Consider the following 15,186-nt stretch of genomic DNA (forward strand, 5'->3'; position numbering starts at 1 on the left):
GATATGTATCAGGTTAATACATATCTATTTTAAATTGGAAAGTCTACTCAGGAAAATACCATAATCTATAAACTTTCTTACTAATAAGAATAGCTGGAGTCTTCTTTTGGATCTATCTATTTTAGTCTTTATGGTAATTACCAGAAACAATAGAAAATACAACTTAATATAACTCATTAAAAAACAAAACAATATAGTTAATCTTAAAAATATTCGATATGAAATTCATTTTAATTCAAGCATATTAAATTTTAATAAATAAAATTTAATTGAAATGTAAACACGGAAACTAATAAAATTAAAATAATTATAAATGAATTAATTTAGATGAGTTAATTTAGATGAAAACTATATGATTAAAATCAATCAACAATCTCCCAATGTTATTCATTAAAAAGTTGTTGCTGACTATCGATAACGTCACCTTGAACGACTTTTTTATTTATCGTTCTTAGATAGCGTTGGCGGCATAACCGAATGATATTGCGTTTTTCTGCATTCGAAAATTTTAACCAATTGAATCGTTCGTCACGAGTTCGATAGCAGCCTAGGCAATAACCTTGCTCATTCGTTTGGCAAATACTACGACAAGGGCTAGGAATGTCAAAAAACTCAAGTTGTTCAGCCATCGCTTCCCCTTCAACTGTAAAAACTATCGTAAAGGTATGATATACTCTTAAAAACTGAGTATTACCACTATTTGACCAAAAAATAAACTGCTATCGCTGTATTTAGCAATTTAACCACGTTATATTAATAGTTAATAGGTAAATCGATTCAGAAATGTTGAGTAAATTTTAAGAGGGTTATATGCGCTTACTTCATACCATGTTACGTGTTACTGATATGCAACGTTCAATTGATTTTTATACCAAAGTGTTAGGAATGCGTTTACTTAGAACAAGTGAAAATACTGAGTATAAATATTCTTTAGCTTTTGTTGGCTATAGTGATGAAAGTGAAGGCGCTGTTATTGAACTGACCTACAATTGGGGCGTTGATAGCTATGATATGGGGAATGCATATGGTCATATCGCTCTAGGCGTAGATGATGTTGCAAAAACTTGTGATGATATCCGCCATGCGGGGGGGAATGTGACTCGAGAAGCAGGCCCAGTTAAAGGTGGCTCAACAATCATTGCTTTCGTTGAAGACCCAGATGGCTATAAAATTGAATTGATCGAAAACAAAAGCGCAAGTAAAGGTTTAGGCCATTAATTGCATTTACTATTTCTAAGTTTAAGCGGTCAAATAGCCGTTTAAACTTTCTTCTGAGTTTCTCTGCCATTTTTTCCTGATTTAGGCATAATATATGCTAATCAGCAACTTTATAATCGAAAGTCCTAATGTCTGAAAAAAATAATCCGAATGCCCTAGTAAGCCGTTTTAGGGGATACTACCCTGTTGTGATTGATGTTGAAACGGGTGGGTTTAACGCGAAAACAGATGGTCTACTTGAAATCGCCGCTATCACACTAAAAATGGACAAAGATGGCTGGCTTTCAATGGATGAAACACTGCATTTCCATGTTGATCCATTTGAAGGTGCCAATTTAGAACCATCCGCTCTTGCGTTTACTGGTATTGACCCAACAAACCCATTGCGTGGTGCGGTTAGTGAGTATGATGCACTACATGCCATTTTTAAAGTCATCCGTAAAGGAATGAAAAATACTGATTGTAACCGCGCGATAATTGTTGCACATAACGCAAATTTCGATCACAGTTTTGTCATGAATGCTGCCGAACGTGCGGGGCTAAAACGCAACCCATTCCATCCTTTTGCGACTTTTGATACCGCAGCATTAAGTGGCTTAGTATTTGGTCAAACAATCTTAGCGAAAGCTTGTGTTAGTGCAGGAATACCATTCGATGGTAAACAGGCCCATGGTGCACTGTATGATACGAATCGCACTGCACTTTTATTTTGCGAAATTGTGAATAAATTCAAGAAACTTGGTGGTTGGCCAATTATTGAAGACGAAAAATAAACAGACAATAAAAAAACCGCAGTAGATAAACAGCTTTTGTTTTATCTACTGCGGTTTTTTATTACTATTCAGTGATTACGCGTTAGCGTCATCTTCTGGGCGATATTTATCCGCAGTTTCTTTGATTAGCGATTGCAGCTCACCACGTTGGAACATTTCCATAATAATGTCACAACCTCCAACTAACTCGCCATCTACCCATAACTGAGGAAAAGTCGGCCAATTTGCATATTTTGGCAATTCGGCACGAATGTCTGGGTTTTGTAAAATATCAACATAAGCGAAGCGCTCACCGCATGAAGATAGGGCTTGAACTGCTTGAGCTGAAAAACCACAGCTCGGAAGTTTTGGAGAACCTTTCATGTATAATAAAATTGGGTTTTCTTTAATTTGGCGCTCAATTCTTTCAATTGTTGTCATTTTTACTTCCTTAACATTAACATGATTAGCATATTCATTATAAATCAGCATGTTAGCTTGTATTTAGCCCAAGAAATATACTACATAATACTACACTTCACTCTAAATACATCAATGAGTTACTTTGTAATTTCGAATGAAAAAAGAGGGGTTTACCCCTCCTTTAATTTGTTACTATTGTGACTTATTTATGATTCAAGTCAAATAAATCTATTCGCTTAGCCTTATATCTCTCTCAATACAATTTCAGCTTTGTTTGTCACAATCTCATTTCACCAAATTTCAATATAATCCCGACCAATTCCGATATAACCCTATCTACTGGACACATATCATACAGCCCATACTTGGAGGTCACATGAACAACATTCAGCTACTTTTACTCACCCTAAATTGTATCAACGAAAATAGAGAGCCATCTCACGCAGAACGGTCACGTATTTATGTTTTCTATAAAACAGAGATAGAAAGCATGAATATTTCTATAGATATTTTTATGCTAACACTAATGAAAACTTTAGATATGACATTGATAAACTCACAAAAATCAGAAGATACATTTAATTTTCTTAATGTACTTATGAATGATGCAGCTATAAAATCTAAAAGCAGAAGCCTGATGGTAAATAAGGTTGGAGATAAGTTTATTCAAACGACTCAATTAGCTATTGATAAAAAAACTTACTCTCACTGAGTCTAAATAACTGTCGTGATCAAAGCCGCATATATAGCGACTTTGGCGTACTATCGGTTTATATATTTACATTGTAATCATCGGATTCTTTACTTATTTCATCAACTATTTGCTCAAAAAAACCACCCGCATTTATGTTAAGGGTCTTTAGCATTGATATCAGCGTATCGATATCAATTTTATTAACACCTCGTTCATAGCGATATAATTGCTGCTCACTTGTACAGCCGCTCAATTTTGCAAACTCACTAATGGTATATCCTGCATTACGCCTTAGTGTTTTAATTTTCTTTCCTATCAATGTTGACACAGTGCTTTCAGTATTCATACAAAGACTCCATTCAAAATAGTCAAAATCAATAAACTTACTGTTTTTAATGTATCTACTATCAGTTAAAGTATAGTCATCATTTATGACTCTTCCATAAATGATAGTTATATTTTGATATTTTCCGTTTTACTTTGCTATTTTATTGACATTACTGATATTACTTACTATTTATAAATGACATCTTTTATTTCTATATGCATCATTACTGGAAAATAGCGAGGAATATTTATGAATAGAATGCTGATTTCTGCTTGCGTTATAGTAACAAGTGCTCTGTCCTTTAGCACTTTTGCTGCTGAAAAAACAACTTCAACACCAGAAAGCATGACCTGCAAAGAATACGTGGACCTAAACCCTAAAAGCTGGGCTCCAGTTGCATTATGGGTAACATCAAAAGATACGCAATTTAAAAGTGGGGATTGGGTGGCGCTATCTGAACAGAGCATTGCAGAAGCTCCTTTAATCCTTGAGTTTTGCAAGAAAAAACCTGAAGGCACCCTTCAAGATTATCTTGCTAGCAAAAAATAAATTGTTTTCATTTCTAGAGCCGCTTTTATGCGGCTTATTAAAACTGAAGTGATAATACCAAAATAATATGATGTACCTCATAAAATTTAGTATGTGATATGATTTCAGCTCCCCTTTCTGTCCATAAAAAAATATACATTAATTAGCTGTAACTCATTAAATTTTCTTATGACGCAACTTAGATTAAAAAAATGTAATCAAGCTGTAAGGCCAATCATTAGCCTCTATTGATAAAGTATCCTCAATTTATCAATAGAGGATATCCAAATGAAAAAAAATCTACTTTTATTATTTATTCCTTTTATTTTAGCTCCAGTTGTTTCAATAGCATCAAATAGTATTTTAAGTGTTCATATTCTTAATCAGCAAACAGGGAGGCCAGCCTCTAATGTTGAGGTTACATTAGAGAAAAAGCAGGGAAACAATTGGGTACTCATAAACACAGAAAAGACAAGTAATGATGGTAGAATTATGTCTATCTTACCTGATAGTCCTGAGAAACCTTCTATAGGAGACTATAGAGTCATTTTTAAAACTGGTGAATATTTTAAGCAACAAGGTAAACATAGTTTCTTCCCTGAAATCCCCGTTGAATTTCAAATAGATAATTTAGATGAACATTACCATATTCCCTTGCTTTTAAACCAATATGGCTATTCAACATATAGAGGAAATTAACCTTTTCCAACTTATAAACCAATGCAGTATTAATCAGGAATTGATACTGCATTCGTATGATATAACCACAAGTAACCATCACATACTACTTTCTCATTTTTTTTAATAGATGCTTTCTCCAAAAAACTAACAACAACAATATACCTGCAGCTATTAGTATACTTATTGAAAAATGAACTGGTAGTGAAAGAACCAGCCTACTAATAAAATATCCTACAGAAACTATCACAGTCCCCCAAATCGAACCACCGATAAGATTTAATATAAAAAATTTAAATGGCCTTACATTACTAGCACCAATAATAATAGGTCCTATTGTCCGCAACCCATAAGCAAAGCGAATACCTATAACAACCCAATTTTCATTTTGCTGAATATATTTTTGCGCATATGCTATTTTATCTTTTTGGGTATGGAGTTTGGGTAAAATTTGCGCACCAAAATAACGACCTATAAAAAACAGTATATTATCACTAATGATCCCACCTAAAGAGGCTGCTATAACTACTTTAGGGTAAGAAAGTAATTGATTATGTGCGGCTATACCAGATAAAAAAGCTACCGTTTCTCCTTCAATCATGGAACCCAGAAAGACAGCTAAGTATCCATATTCAATTATCCAGTGAGATAATGCCTCCGACATATTATGATTAACCTTTATTATGAAGTTTATCAAAAACTATAAATATCATGTAATTAGTTCAATTGCGAGAATTAAATAAATCCGCCATATACTAGCATAACCATCACTTTATCACTCCTCCTTATATAGCAAAAACCAACTGTTTAAAGTTGGCTTTTGCTATATAACTCAAGTAAAATTAAATTTTATCTAAATAAATTTAATTTATATCTCCATTATATACAATTATAGTTTTATATATATCCAAATTACTAAAAAAAATCCCAACGTCAACATCTAATACTTTTAATATAGCAACTGCTTCCGCTATTCCTATCTTATCAATTTCATATTCATAACGATATAGTTGCTGCTCACTCTCTATTCCCGCCATTCTTGATAGCTCAAATACTGATAACCCAGCTTTTATCCTCAATTGACGAAGACTGCAAGCAATATGATTTGAAATCGAATTTTGGTTACTCATTAAAAATCTCCTATTATTAATTAGTATTTATATAAAAAGCCTTGAAGATAGCGGCTGTTTTATGGACTAATTAATAATATATGGAAACATTTACTTTATATCATATGCTGTAAGTATTAAAAATCTCATTACTCGACTTCCAACTCTACCTTTGCATACCCTTTAGCTGCCCATTTAGTAAGTAATTGAATACCAAAATTGGAGAATTCACATGATTAGATAATGTTCTAAATGCGCCAACCACTCGAGATGGCGCATTAGCTTTTATTACTGCTCTACGTGTTCCGCAGCTTCCTGCTCAGCCCTTTCCGCTTCTTCAGCAATACGTTTAGCTTCTTCTTGCGCTAATCGCTCTGCTTCTAGCTTAGCGAGTCTCTCAGCTTCAGCTTGCTTTTGATTGTAGAGTGAGTTAGGTGGCATTTCGACACGCATGTCTATCCAGCGCGATTCAGGTACATCACAAGGTTCGTAATTTTCGAAGTAAACGGGCACACCTTCTTCATCAAAGTGCTTAATGCGCTTGTTCTGGAAACGTTCTGGCATATCTGCGTTCTGTTGGTGGAAAACAAAAACTTCAATATCACCATCAGGTCTCACCTCGTAATCAATGAGAACCATGTTTTTACCGTTATGGTCTTGAGGAATAACAAAGCCGTTATTGATACCCCATGCACCATCGGCATTAAAGCCCACAACACCTTTAATGAGGTAATGGCCAACACCAAGATGTTCCATTTTAACACCTTCGGATTCATCATTTAACTCAATGTCATCAGCAAAAACTTTAACAATTGGCGATGCTGCTTTTAAGTTGCCATTTGAATCTTTAGTTGTGTTTGCTGTTGTGTAAAACCTTAAATAAGTGTCACTCCATACACCTGAGGTTTTAGCTCTATAGACCACTTCAGAGCGATGACCTGCTATTAAGAAAGCCTCATTACTATTACGGGAAGCCATAATAGCCGCACCGTAAACAGGATTCCCACCCGTTGTTTGTGGTGGCTTATTTAAAATATCAGCGACCCCACCTGGACCTGCATAAAACCCATTACGTTGGATATCATTATAGTCTTTGTTAGGTATTGCCATCCCATCGATAGTGCCTATCCCATAATCACCCACTTTCACTATTTCGGCGCTTCCAATTAATGCTTTTCCATTTGCAGTCAATTTTAATGTAATGCCAGAGCGCGTATTACTAATAGCAAAATCATCAGTTGTGTTCCCGTATCCAACAAGCCCTCTTCGATAGCCTGAAGCATCTAAGAAACCAATGTAGTTTGCTTGATTTTCTCCTGCCACCTTAATTGCTAGAGCTTGGTCATTTTTTGTTATTTGACCGCCACTTTTATCAAGTTTCCCATCTAGCTGCTTATCCTTTTCATGTTCGGTGCGTAATTTAACTTTCTGGCCATTTGGCAGCTCAAACTCAAGGGTGCCTGTACCTGTCATCAACTCAGTGAAAATATCAGTGAATATCTCGCTAGCAATGACTTGTGCTGTTGCTTTATTAACTCCGTCAGAAATAGAGTCAATCATTGTTGTTAGAATTCTATATTTAACATTCGTCAGTTTTGCTGATACAGGAAAGCCCAGAGTTAAAGCCGTGTTACTTTCAATCGAATCAATGCAGTTGATGATTAGAGTGGATCCATTTTCAATCAACACAATTTGTCCGACTGAGACAAGCGTGCTGTTATCTTTCCAGCGTGTGCCTGTCCCTGTTATTTTTGGACTATTCGCTGTGGTGGTAACGGTACCGATATTATACATAGGATTGATTCTCCGAAATTTAGACGTAAAAAAACCGCAATTAAGCGGCCTAGTTAGAATTTGGTAACTTTTTAGAAATTAAAAATAGTCATCTCGATTTAAAACAATGGTGTCACACTCAGAATAAAACGCATTACCTGCAGCGGTTTTATGCGAGCCAAATTTATAATAAGACCCTTGCCTTACGCTAACAGCACCATTAAGCATCCTTAATCCACCATGCCAACACCGATTGTTATTTGATGAACCAGTAAAAAATACCCCGTATCGAGCCAAGGGAACTAATGGCCTGTCATACACTTTTGATTCACTTCTTCCTATGTGAATAGTTCCTGGTGCTTTGATGGGTGGATAGTGATTAGTAATAACAGGCTGCCCCATTTTATTAAACAAAAACAGACCACTATCCCCTTTTTTTAATGGTGGAGTAAAACCGCTTTGAATGATAATAATATCCATCTTTACTGTATTGCCAGGTGTTAATACGCGATTAGTAATATGGTCATACTCAACAACTGCGCTAGGGTGATCCCAATAAGCAAGAACCAGTTGAGAATCACGATTAGGCAAGTTACTGGGTAATGTCATTGCGTCTGTTATTGTTCCACTATATGACCACACAATAAAACCGAGTTGAGTGTTACTTGTTATGGCCGTAAAGTCAGTCGCCCCCTTTATGTAAGCCCCCCAGCCTAAGCGCGTATTCTCATTATGTGTTTCAAAAACATGCAGCCTAGCAGCTGGATCTGTATATCCTCGATAGTCATTCTTGTAAAAATATGATGTTCTTAGCCCAACTCTCACCTTATTGCCTGAAACGCCTATATTTTCGATTACGATATGATTGAACCATCCCATGTCATCAAGCCAAGCATTTGTTGCTTGGAAGGGAACGGCTATCAATTTAGTGTCAGGTGATTTTTCCGTCACTGTCACTTCATGGGAATAAGTCCACTCGCCTAGCGGGGCTCTAGGCACATCAATCGTTCTTAAATAATTAAAACTCCTTGTTCCAGAAAGCCCATAGGGATTTTTTAAACCAATTTTATTAAACATATAAACGTCATACGCCAAAATTCCCCCCTTTCCAGTTGCCAATGAACAATTGTAAGTTTCCATCTTTGTCATACATCGAAATTTCATTATTTTTTTGGATCATCGAACCTGCATTATCAGATCCGTAAATTTCGACTATCCCATTCACCATATCTATCCTTGAGCCGATCCGCTTAACTGGATCATAGTTTTTAGAGCGCAAATCACTTCCCACAATAATTTTTTCAATTATGGCCTTGTTGATAAACGCTTCATTGATAAACACCTGTCCGTTTTCGACAAAGAAAACAGGCTCTAACTTGCCACTTGCTGGATTGAAAATACCGAAAGTATCTGCACTAAAACCAATTTGTGTGACAACCTTGCCGCTTTTTACTGTCGCACCGATCATCATTTGTGCTTCATAATACTGGCCATTGAGCATAACCGCTGATTTGATGCTAAATACCGATGAAGCATTTCCCTTATGATCAACTGAGGTCTCGGCGCGTCGTTCAATTGCCGCCTTGGTATCCTTGATTTCAGATTGAATTGTCTCATTAGTGCTGGCCTGAGCTTTTTCATTATCTGAAATCGCTTTTTCAATACGAGTAAAGCGAGCATTGCTTTGTTCATACTGCGCATTTAGCTGTAAGAACTTTTCAGCATGGGCCACTTCATTGGTCGCAATAAGCTTATTGGTCTCAATGATGCTAGCTTTAATTAAACGGGCATCTTTGCCCTGCTTCATATACTGAACAGCTAACTGTGAAAGGGTTTCCGCTTGGGAAGACTCTTTGTCTGTTTCTGTTTTCTGCATATGGGCAATATCGGCTTCATTACCCTCAAAACGGCTACTTGTTTTCTCCTCGTTTTCTGCAACGGTTTTATTAGTGTCAGCTATCGCATTGGTATTTTTAGTCACTGCTGAACTGACGTCAGAAAGGTCTTTACCTTGCTTATCAATGGCTTTTCCTTGTTCATCGATTTGCTGACCTTTCTCATCAATGTTTTTCTGCAGCTCTGCGCGAGTTTGCTCGGTGTGCTGGGTTTGGGCCTTGTCTTTCTCAGCGATTGACTCTGTGACGCGTACAAATGCCGCTTCCGTTTCATCATATTGCGCAGAGACTTTTTCTTCTAATGCAGCTTGAGCCTTTTCGTTGTCTGCAATCGTTTTTTCATTACGCTGAACCTGCGCTTTGATTTTACGATTGTCATTACGTGCCTTGCTGACTTCAGCAGTAGTTTGAGAAATCGCCTCAGCCTGTGACGATGCTTGATCCGCTTGGGTTTTACGTACCTGTGCAAAGTTAGCATGCATTTCTTCATAGATACTTTGCTGATTTTCTTTCGTTTCTGTTGTCGTTTCTTCCAAATTAGCAATAGCCGTTTTTTGAGAATCAACAACACTACTCACATCCGACAGTTCGCGCTCCTGTTTATCAATATCCCCCTTCAGTTTGTCATCACCCGCTTTAATATCCGCAGTGAGCTGCTCTCGGGTTTGTGCGAGTGCCTTGTCTTGTTCAACCTGAACCTTTTTTATTTCAGTGATATTTGCAGCAGTATCATCAATATGCGCTTTAAGCTGAACACCCGTTTCCGCTATCGCTTTGTCAGCTGTCGCAATCGCTTTGTCATTCCGTAAAATGCTAGCTTCTGAAGTGCGTAAGCGGTCAGTCATTTTGCTAAAGCTTGCAATAGTCTGCATTGCGGTTTCGGCTTGGGCGATTTCCTTGTTTGTATTCGCAATTTCCATGCGGGTGATCGCTCCGTAAATATCGCCAAATTCTGCAATTGTGGTTTGCTTGAACTCGGCCTGTGCTTTTTCCAGCGTGGCTGTCGCTTTTTCCACCTGTGTGACTCGCCCTGTCACGCCATCAACATCGGCTTTTACTTGGTCGATTTTTTCCGCTGAAGCTTTCTCATACGTGGCTTGTGCCTGTTTAACTTCTAAAATTGATGATGTATTAGAAGCTATCGTTGCACTCGTTTGAGTCTGCCAAAGTGCCGCGGCTTCTCTATCAGCAACTTGCACTTGCTTGATATCAAAGATTTCCGCTTTACGATCTTTAACTTCCTCATTCAGCTTAAAGTTTACGCGCGTTGTATACTGCACATTCTGCAGGACAGCTTCACCCACAATTTCAACGTTCGTATTGAGTTGAAAAACTTTGTTATCAAGTTCAATTGTCTTGCTATCAACATCAACGATGTCATGTTTGATATTGACTTGCTCTTCTTCAATATCCTCAATTCGAGACTCCATTCGCTGGCCAGCTTCATTACTGAGGAAATTATTTCCCAACTCATCAATCATATCCTTTGGCGTTCCGTCAGCCTTTCCTATGGCTTCAACAAACGGAGACTTTCCGTAGCTGTTAACAGTTCGAACATAAAACCAATAATCAGTGCCAGCTTTTAAATTCTCTTTACTCCAGAATTGCCCTTGGCCTTGGCGATTGGCTTTTTTAGTGACTTCAGTGTCATTCGTGCTGGCCAGTTTCTTGTCGCTGAACCAAAACTCAAACGTATAGCCATGTTGCGCGGTTTCGCCGCCATGAGGGATACAAGTCAGTGAGAACATGCCGCCGACCATTTCAACACTCACGGGTTTAGGTGGGGCTTGGATATCAAAATCAACAATGGCAGGGGCAGACATCGCACCAGCCGCATTGATAGAACGGACTTCGGCACGATAAGAGCCGTGCACAAGGCCCGATAAATCAACTCTATCTTGAGGCACTTGGATTGACTGTATTACTTTGCCATTTTCAATGATGTTTACTGTGTTATAGCGAACATCTGCAGCCGCTGATTGCCAGCTCAAATAGCCCTGAACAACTTCACCAATATTAGTGGCCACAAAAGCAAGGTTAAGCGGTGGGGCTACCCCGCCAGTGGGTAAAACAGTGAATGGAGGTCGAACGAAAGGCTTACCTATAATGTCTTCATAAATATAAGCTCCGTCTTCCTCGAGGAGAATATCAACCCCCTCTTGCGGGTGAAATTTCCACTCAGCCACACGACACTCAAAGTTCTGTATGCCAATGTGAGGTAAATTAAGTAAGCAAACATCCCCTGGTCTATACGCATAACCATCCATATTCATTTTTAATTGTATGCGACGACCCGCGCGCTTTTTGCGTAGATATAAATTAGAAAGGCGTGCTGCTTGGTATGGGCTAGTGACAAAGCGGTAATCGATGTTTTCTTTGATCTCTAGCCCATCTTCCTCAATCCATTCATCAACAATGACCGGTTCAAAATCAGTTTTAACATATTGCTGTTCAGCATCGACAAATGTACCGTAAATCGCATTAGTTGCATCACGTAGCGCAAGTTCAGGTGTGATGTTAACGGTGTCGATGATTTGATTAGGTTCAATGCGTAATACCGCTGGGCCATTGTATGCTTGCATCAGAATGCCATGCTTACCTGCAACATAAGTGGGCTCAGCAGCAATGCACCGGTGCATGTGATCAAGTAGTGATGATGGTGATTCAGAAAGCTCATAAGCCCCATTGATGGTATAGCGGGGTTCCGTGTTCCCTTCCGGGGTAACAACCGGCTCATAGCTTAAATCTGCTGCTGTTTTAAATTCATCAAAATTTAATTCTAAATCAGGTACATTGAGATAACTACGATAGTAATCAAGCGCAAGTAATACCCCGTTATCAGTCCAAACGTCTTTACCAATGCGCGGATCGAAAACCTCTTTACCCCACATTTCAACTTTGACATTAGGCACACCATAAGGGAATTTTTCAGCATCGTATTTCAGTGTTAACCGCAACCACGCTAAATTTTCGCCGATCATGTCATCTTTCCATGAGGGCGCATGCTTTAATAAATACGGGTCACTTGTGGTGCGGCCGTTATGAAACTCGTAACTGACCTTGTCACCAAAGGTTTCTATCAAATCATCATTTAACCAAATGCGGCCAATTTTATGAATCGGGTGGGCGGCTAATGCAATGGCCATAAATAAGCGCTCACCATCTGACTGATCGCCCTTTTCTTCTTCTGCAAAAAAGAGAAGACCTGAGCACACCGTTTTACCGACAACCACAGTCTCTGGCGCCACTGCAGAACGCAGCATTTGCTTGCGTTCTGATTGGTCTCGATACCCCATTGATGGCATTTTATCTTTAAATAATCTTGAACCTGCGAATTGAGTTGCCATGCCCGCCGCAATCATAGCCCAACCTGCTGGGCCACCCATCATGGCACCCGCAATCATTAAGCCAGTAGAAACGATATTTGATACAACTTTACCCATCTACTCGACCCTCCATGCTTTGATTGGTTGATGGTTAACAGGTAAAACCCCGCTTTCAGTGACAGACCACACTTTGCCAGCCCAAAGCACACCAAGAGTTTTACCTTCATCACCATTAAACATAACAATGTCGCCCCTTGTGGCTTTGGTTGGTTCAATTTCGATAAAGAAACTTGATAGGCCCGACTCTAAATCACCAAATTCCGACTTTAAGACTCGCATAGCCCCTGATTTTGTCTTATAGCGACCACGAGCTTTTTCAGCAATATCGATACCACATACAGCAAGCGCGCAATCAGCCGCAAATAAACAACAGTCATGCTCACCCCATGAAAAAGGGCGACTCATTGCCGCCCTTAAGGTTTCAGGTAATTTTATGGTCCATTGAGGATATCGCATTTACTTACTCCAGACATAAAAAAGCCCGCCATATTAGCGGGCTGTGTGTTAAAAATTTCAATGCTGACCTCGTTGTTTCTTACATATTTCTTCTGCGATAGAATAACTGAGGTAGTATCGAGAATAACCTTGTTCTGTTTCTAGGTTTTTCCTGTCTCCTGTGAAGGCATATTCTAAATCAATAGAAAAATAGTCTTTGTATTGATCCGCAGTAAGATTAATAGTCAGATTTTCACCTTCAAAAAAATAATATCGCTCCATTGTATCTATACTTCTCGCACGTTGAAGCACACCATATTTCTTTTTTAGACTATTAGTAATTTTATTAAGAAGACTATAATATTCCCGCACATTTGCAGGCTTACTTTTATAACTGATCGCCATTAACCCACTGAAAGAAATACCTTCATATTTTGGCATAATGAGTAGTTCATATTCCCCAGTGTCTTTTATTACTTCATCTAAGCTATTCGCTTTTACGATTGTAAATGGGCATGTATCTAGATCTTCAATTATTTCATATTGCCCCGTAAGCTTGCTTTTAACTTCATTTAAATCATCGCCCCACTTAAATCCAAATGGAGCAGAATCTAAGTCACTAGTAGCGTTTTTAGCGGTTATCTTTGTCGATGGTATTGATTCTTTACTTGAATTAGCCCAAGTAGTTATAGATATTAAGGATATAAGTAACAAGGAAATTATATTTAATCTTTTCACTGGAATAACACCACTTCAGAATTAATATTGCATTCATGATGCCAGCACTTATTTGTAAATAAAAGCTGGCGCATCCTTTTTGCTACCCCAATAAATCGAACGCTCTGCCATCTGGGCAACATATCGAAATATACGGTCACCATTGTGACGTTTAGACCACGATTCATCTGTGAAGCGGTCAGGTAGCCCAATTGACCAGCGTTCAAAGCGGTTTGATACCGTTAGCCCTATTTTATTCTCTTCACCTGTGGTGACGCTTAGATTCGCTATTTGCCCTGCGAAAATAACATCCGCCAATATCGGTTGCCCATTATCTTCATCTATTGCCACCAGCATAAGACGAACGTCTCGCCCACGACTGCGTTCATTGAGCACTTCACCGACTAACTTTGAATCAAAACCGCTTAGTGATAGCAATAGTTGAGTTGGGCTGGTTGATAGCCCCTCTTTTACTGATTCAATTGCGCCAAGTTGCCCCACACCTTGATAAACTTCGCCTGCGATAATGAGATTGCCAGTTCCTGTATGAACGCACGTCACGCCTGACTTTAAATCAAGCTTTGCCGCGACAACCAAATAGCAATCATCATTAATAGCTTTAACCATTTCGTCAGATAAGGGATGGTAAATCATCAGTAAAGCGCCTCCTCAAATTCAAGAGAAACATCCGACAGTAAGTAAGGGTGAAATTGAAAATCCCCTTGCTCATTGTCTACCGGCTTAAAAATCCCATACGGTTTGGCAACTTCCACTTTCTCATTGAGAACCGGTGAATATCGAAGCATCGGGGAAATGGCAATAACCGCATTCCCACTTGCATCACTTTTGATATTCTCGGTCACCATTTTTAGTTCATTATTAACAGTAAGATAATCCCCTTTTCTCAGTACGTTAGAATTCGGCTTCCAACCTTTCGTTTGCAGATATCGCCCCGTTTGATTGGACACACTCACTAATGGCGTCCCCATATTAGCAACGCCTTTTCGTGCCCAATGAGATAACTTAACCCGCCCACTCTCACCGTCGAGCGATGCCATGAGAACTTCAAGTTCTCTTGATTCATCATCTGTTAGGTTTGTGAAGCTGAGTGAGCAATGCCATTTACTGCCAGGGAAACGTACTGTTTGGGAACTACCTGTGAATACTGAGGTGAAGGTTTTACTGTTACTAATTAACCGCCATGACATTTCGCTAGGGTTAATACCCGAAGGCCATTCGATAACAGACAT

General features: G+C 38.6%; 17 protein-coding genes. 5 read left to right on the forward strand and 12 right to left on the reverse strand.

Going from position 1 to position 15,186, the window contains the following annotated elements; all coding sequences use genetic code 11:
- Positions 1 to 383: 383 nt before the first annotated feature.
- Positions 384 to 629 carry a DUF1289 domain-containing protein gene (locus AABS66_RS01765; protein WP_206084049.1) on the reverse strand — a complete coding sequence of 82 codons (246 nt, stop codon included), beginning with the start codon at positions 627 to 629 and terminating at the stop codon, positions 384 to 386.
- A 181-nt stretch (positions 630 to 810) separates the two neighbouring features.
- Here AABS66_RS01765 and gloA point away from each other — a divergent pair, with 181 nt between their 5' ends.
- Entirely contained in the window at positions 811 to 1,218 is a 408-nt protein-coding gene (gene gloA, locus AABS66_RS01770) for a lactoylglutathione lyase (RefSeq protein ID WP_206084048.1), read from the forward strand.
- Between the two features lie 128 nt (positions 1,219 to 1,346).
- Positions 1,347 to 1,991 (forward strand): ribonuclease T, encoded by a 645-nt coding sequence (gene rnt / locus AABS66_RS01775; RefSeq protein ID WP_206084047.1) that lies wholly within the window; start codon positions 1,347 to 1,349, stop codon positions 1,989 to 1,991.
- A gap of 75 nt (positions 1,992 to 2,066) precedes the next feature.
- Here the strand turns inward: rnt and AABS66_RS01780 are convergent, their stop codons facing one another.
- Positions 2,067 to 2,411, reverse strand: a complete 345-nt coding sequence (locus AABS66_RS01780) for a Grx4 family monothiol glutaredoxin (protein WP_206084046.1) — start codon at positions 2,409 to 2,411, stop codon at positions 2,067 to 2,069.
- Between the two features lie 358 nt (positions 2,412 to 2,769).
- On the opposite strand from AABS66_RS01780, the gene AABS66_RS01785 reads away from it, so the two are divergent.
- Positions 2,770 to 3,105 (forward strand): hypothetical protein, encoded by a 336-nt coding sequence (locus AABS66_RS01785; RefSeq protein ID WP_430224472.1) that lies wholly within the window; start codon positions 2,770 to 2,772, stop codon positions 3,103 to 3,105.
- A gap of 58 nt (positions 3,106 to 3,163) precedes the next feature.
- On the opposite strand, the gene AABS66_RS01790 is transcribed toward AABS66_RS01785, so the two are convergent.
- Complete coding sequence (locus AABS66_RS01790) at positions 3,164 to 3,433, reverse strand: helix-turn-helix domain-containing protein (RefSeq protein WP_430224473.1); 270 nt, start codon at positions 3,431 to 3,433, stop codon at positions 3,164 to 3,166.
- 231 nt (positions 3,434 to 3,664) lie between these two features.
- On the opposite strand from AABS66_RS01790, the gene AABS66_RS01795 reads away from it, so the two are divergent.
- Positions 3,665 to 3,964: an HdeA/HdeB family chaperone gene (locus tag AABS66_RS01795; RefSeq protein ID WP_273804212.1), complete on the forward strand. Its 300-nt coding sequence runs from the start codon at positions 3,665 to 3,667 to the stop codon at positions 3,962 to 3,964.
- A gap of 267 nt (positions 3,965 to 4,231) precedes the next feature.
- A complete protein-coding gene (uraH, locus tag AABS66_RS01800; RefSeq protein ID WP_430224474.1) occupies positions 4,232 to 4,642 on the forward strand; it encodes a hydroxyisourate hydrolase in 411 nt (136 codons plus the stop codon).
- 85 nt (positions 4,643 to 4,727) lie between these two features.
- Here uraH and AABS66_RS01805 read toward each other — a convergent pair whose 3' ends face one another.
- From AABS66_RS01805 to AABS66_RS01845, 9 genes are all read right to left on the reverse strand, one after another.
- Positions 4,728 to 5,285 carry a DedA family protein gene (locus AABS66_RS01805; protein ID WP_430224475.1) on the reverse strand — a complete coding sequence of 186 codons (558 nt, stop codon included), beginning with the start codon at positions 5,283 to 5,285 and terminating at the stop codon, positions 4,728 to 4,730.
- 199 nt (positions 5,286 to 5,484) lie between these two features.
- Positions 5,485 to 5,751 (reverse strand): helix-turn-helix domain-containing protein, encoded by a 267-nt coding sequence (locus AABS66_RS01810; protein ID WP_430224476.1) that lies wholly within the window; start codon positions 5,749 to 5,751, stop codon positions 5,485 to 5,487.
- 267 nt (positions 5,752 to 6,018) lie between these two features.
- Complete coding sequence (locus AABS66_RS01815) at positions 6,019 to 7,524, reverse strand: hypothetical protein (protein ID WP_430224477.1); 1,506 nt, start codon at positions 7,522 to 7,524, stop codon at positions 6,019 to 6,021.
- 78 nt (positions 7,525 to 7,602) lie between these two features.
- A complete protein-coding gene (locus AABS66_RS01820; protein WP_430224478.1) occupies positions 7,603 to 8,598 on the reverse strand; it encodes a DUF6453 family protein in 996 nt (331 codons plus the stop codon).
- Complete coding sequence (locus AABS66_RS01825; RefSeq protein ID WP_430224479.1) at positions 8,588 to 12,841, reverse strand: phage tail tip protein J-related protein; 4,254 nt, start codon at positions 12,839 to 12,841, stop codon at positions 8,588 to 8,590. Before AABS66_RS01825 ends, AABS66_RS01820 begins: the two co-directional genes overlap by 11 nt.
- Positions 12,842 to 13,240, reverse strand: coding sequence for a DUF6950 family protein (locus AABS66_RS01830; protein ID WP_430224480.1), 399 nt, complete (start codon positions 13,238 to 13,240; stop codon positions 12,842 to 12,844).
- A 57-nt stretch (positions 13,241 to 13,297) separates the two neighbouring features.
- On the reverse strand, positions 13,298 to 13,957 hold the full coding sequence (locus AABS66_RS01835) for a hypothetical protein (RefSeq protein WP_430224481.1): 660 nt from the start codon (positions 13,955 to 13,957) through the stop codon (positions 13,298 to 13,300).
- A gap of 48 nt (positions 13,958 to 14,005) precedes the next feature.
- Positions 14,006 to 14,590 (reverse strand): hypothetical protein, encoded by a 585-nt coding sequence (locus AABS66_RS01840; RefSeq protein ID WP_430224482.1) that lies wholly within the window; start codon positions 14,588 to 14,590, stop codon positions 14,006 to 14,008.
- On the reverse strand, positions 14,590 to 15,186 hold the full coding sequence (locus AABS66_RS01845; RefSeq protein WP_430224483.1) for a hypothetical protein: 597 nt from the start codon (positions 15,184 to 15,186) through the stop codon (positions 14,590 to 14,592). Before AABS66_RS01845 ends, AABS66_RS01840 begins: the two co-directional genes overlap by 1 nt.

It is taken from the genome of Providencia sp. SP181, assembly GCF_050446505.1.
GTDB lineage: Bacteria > Pseudomonadota > Gammaproteobacteria > Enterobacterales > Enterobacteriaceae > Providencia > Providencia vermicola.

What these genes read in the sequence shown, in the direction of transcription:
- AABS66_RS01765 (WP_206084049.1), bottom strand. Translation starts at nt 629, where the DNA reads ATGGCTGAACAACTTGAGTTTTTTGACATTCCTAGCCCTTGTCGTAGT.
- gloA (WP_206084048.1), top strand. Translation starts at nt 811, where the DNA reads ATGCGCTTACTTCATACCATGTTACGTGTTACTGATATGCAACGTTCA.
- rnt (WP_206084047.1), top strand. Translation starts at nt 1,347, where the DNA reads ATGTCTGAAAAAAATAATCCGAATGCCCTAGTAAGCCGTTTTAGGGGA.
- AABS66_RS01780 (WP_206084046.1), bottom strand. Translation starts at nt 2,411, where the DNA reads ATGACAACAATTGAAAGAATTGAGCGCCAAATTAAAGAAAACCCAATT.
- AABS66_RS01785 (WP_430224472.1), top strand. Translation starts at nt 2,770, where the DNA reads ATGAACAACATTCAGCTACTTTTACTCACCCTAAATTGTATCAACGAA.
- AABS66_RS01790 (WP_430224473.1), bottom strand. Translation starts at nt 3,433, where the DNA reads ATGAATACTGAAAGCACTGTGTCAACATTGATAGGAAAGAAAATTAAA.
- AABS66_RS01795 (WP_273804212.1), top strand. Translation starts at nt 3,665, where the DNA reads ATGAATAGAATGCTGATTTCTGCTTGCGTTATAGTAACAAGTGCTCTG.
- uraH (WP_430224474.1), top strand. Translation starts at nt 4,232, where the DNA reads ATGAAAAAAAATCTACTTTTATTATTTATTCCTTTTATTTTAGCTCCA.
- AABS66_RS01805 (WP_430224475.1), bottom strand. Translation starts at nt 5,285, where the DNA reads ATGTCGGAGGCATTATCTCACTGGATAATTGAATATGGATACTTAGCT.
- AABS66_RS01810 (WP_430224476.1), bottom strand. Translation starts at nt 5,751, where the DNA reads ATGAGTAACCAAAATTCGATTTCAAATCATATTGCTTGCAGTCTTCGT.
- AABS66_RS01815 (WP_430224477.1), bottom strand. Translation starts at nt 7,524, where the DNA reads ATGTATAATATCGGTACCGTTACCACCACAGCGAATAGTCCAAAAATA.
- AABS66_RS01825 (WP_430224479.1), bottom strand. Translation starts at nt 12,841, where the DNA reads ATGGGTAAAGTTGTATCAAATATCGTTTCTACTGGCTTAATGATTGCG.
- AABS66_RS01830 (WP_430224480.1), bottom strand. Translation starts at nt 13,240, where the DNA reads ATGCGATATCCTCAATGGACCATAAAATTACCTGAAACCTTAAGGGCG.
- AABS66_RS01840 (WP_430224482.1), bottom strand. Translation starts at nt 14,590, where the DNA reads ATGATTTACCATCCCTTATCTGACGAAATGGTTAAAGCTATTAATGAT.
- AABS66_RS01845 (WP_430224483.1), bottom strand. Translation starts at nt 15,186, where the DNA reads ATGTCTGTTATCGAATGGCCTTCGGGTATTAACCCTAGCGAAATGTCA.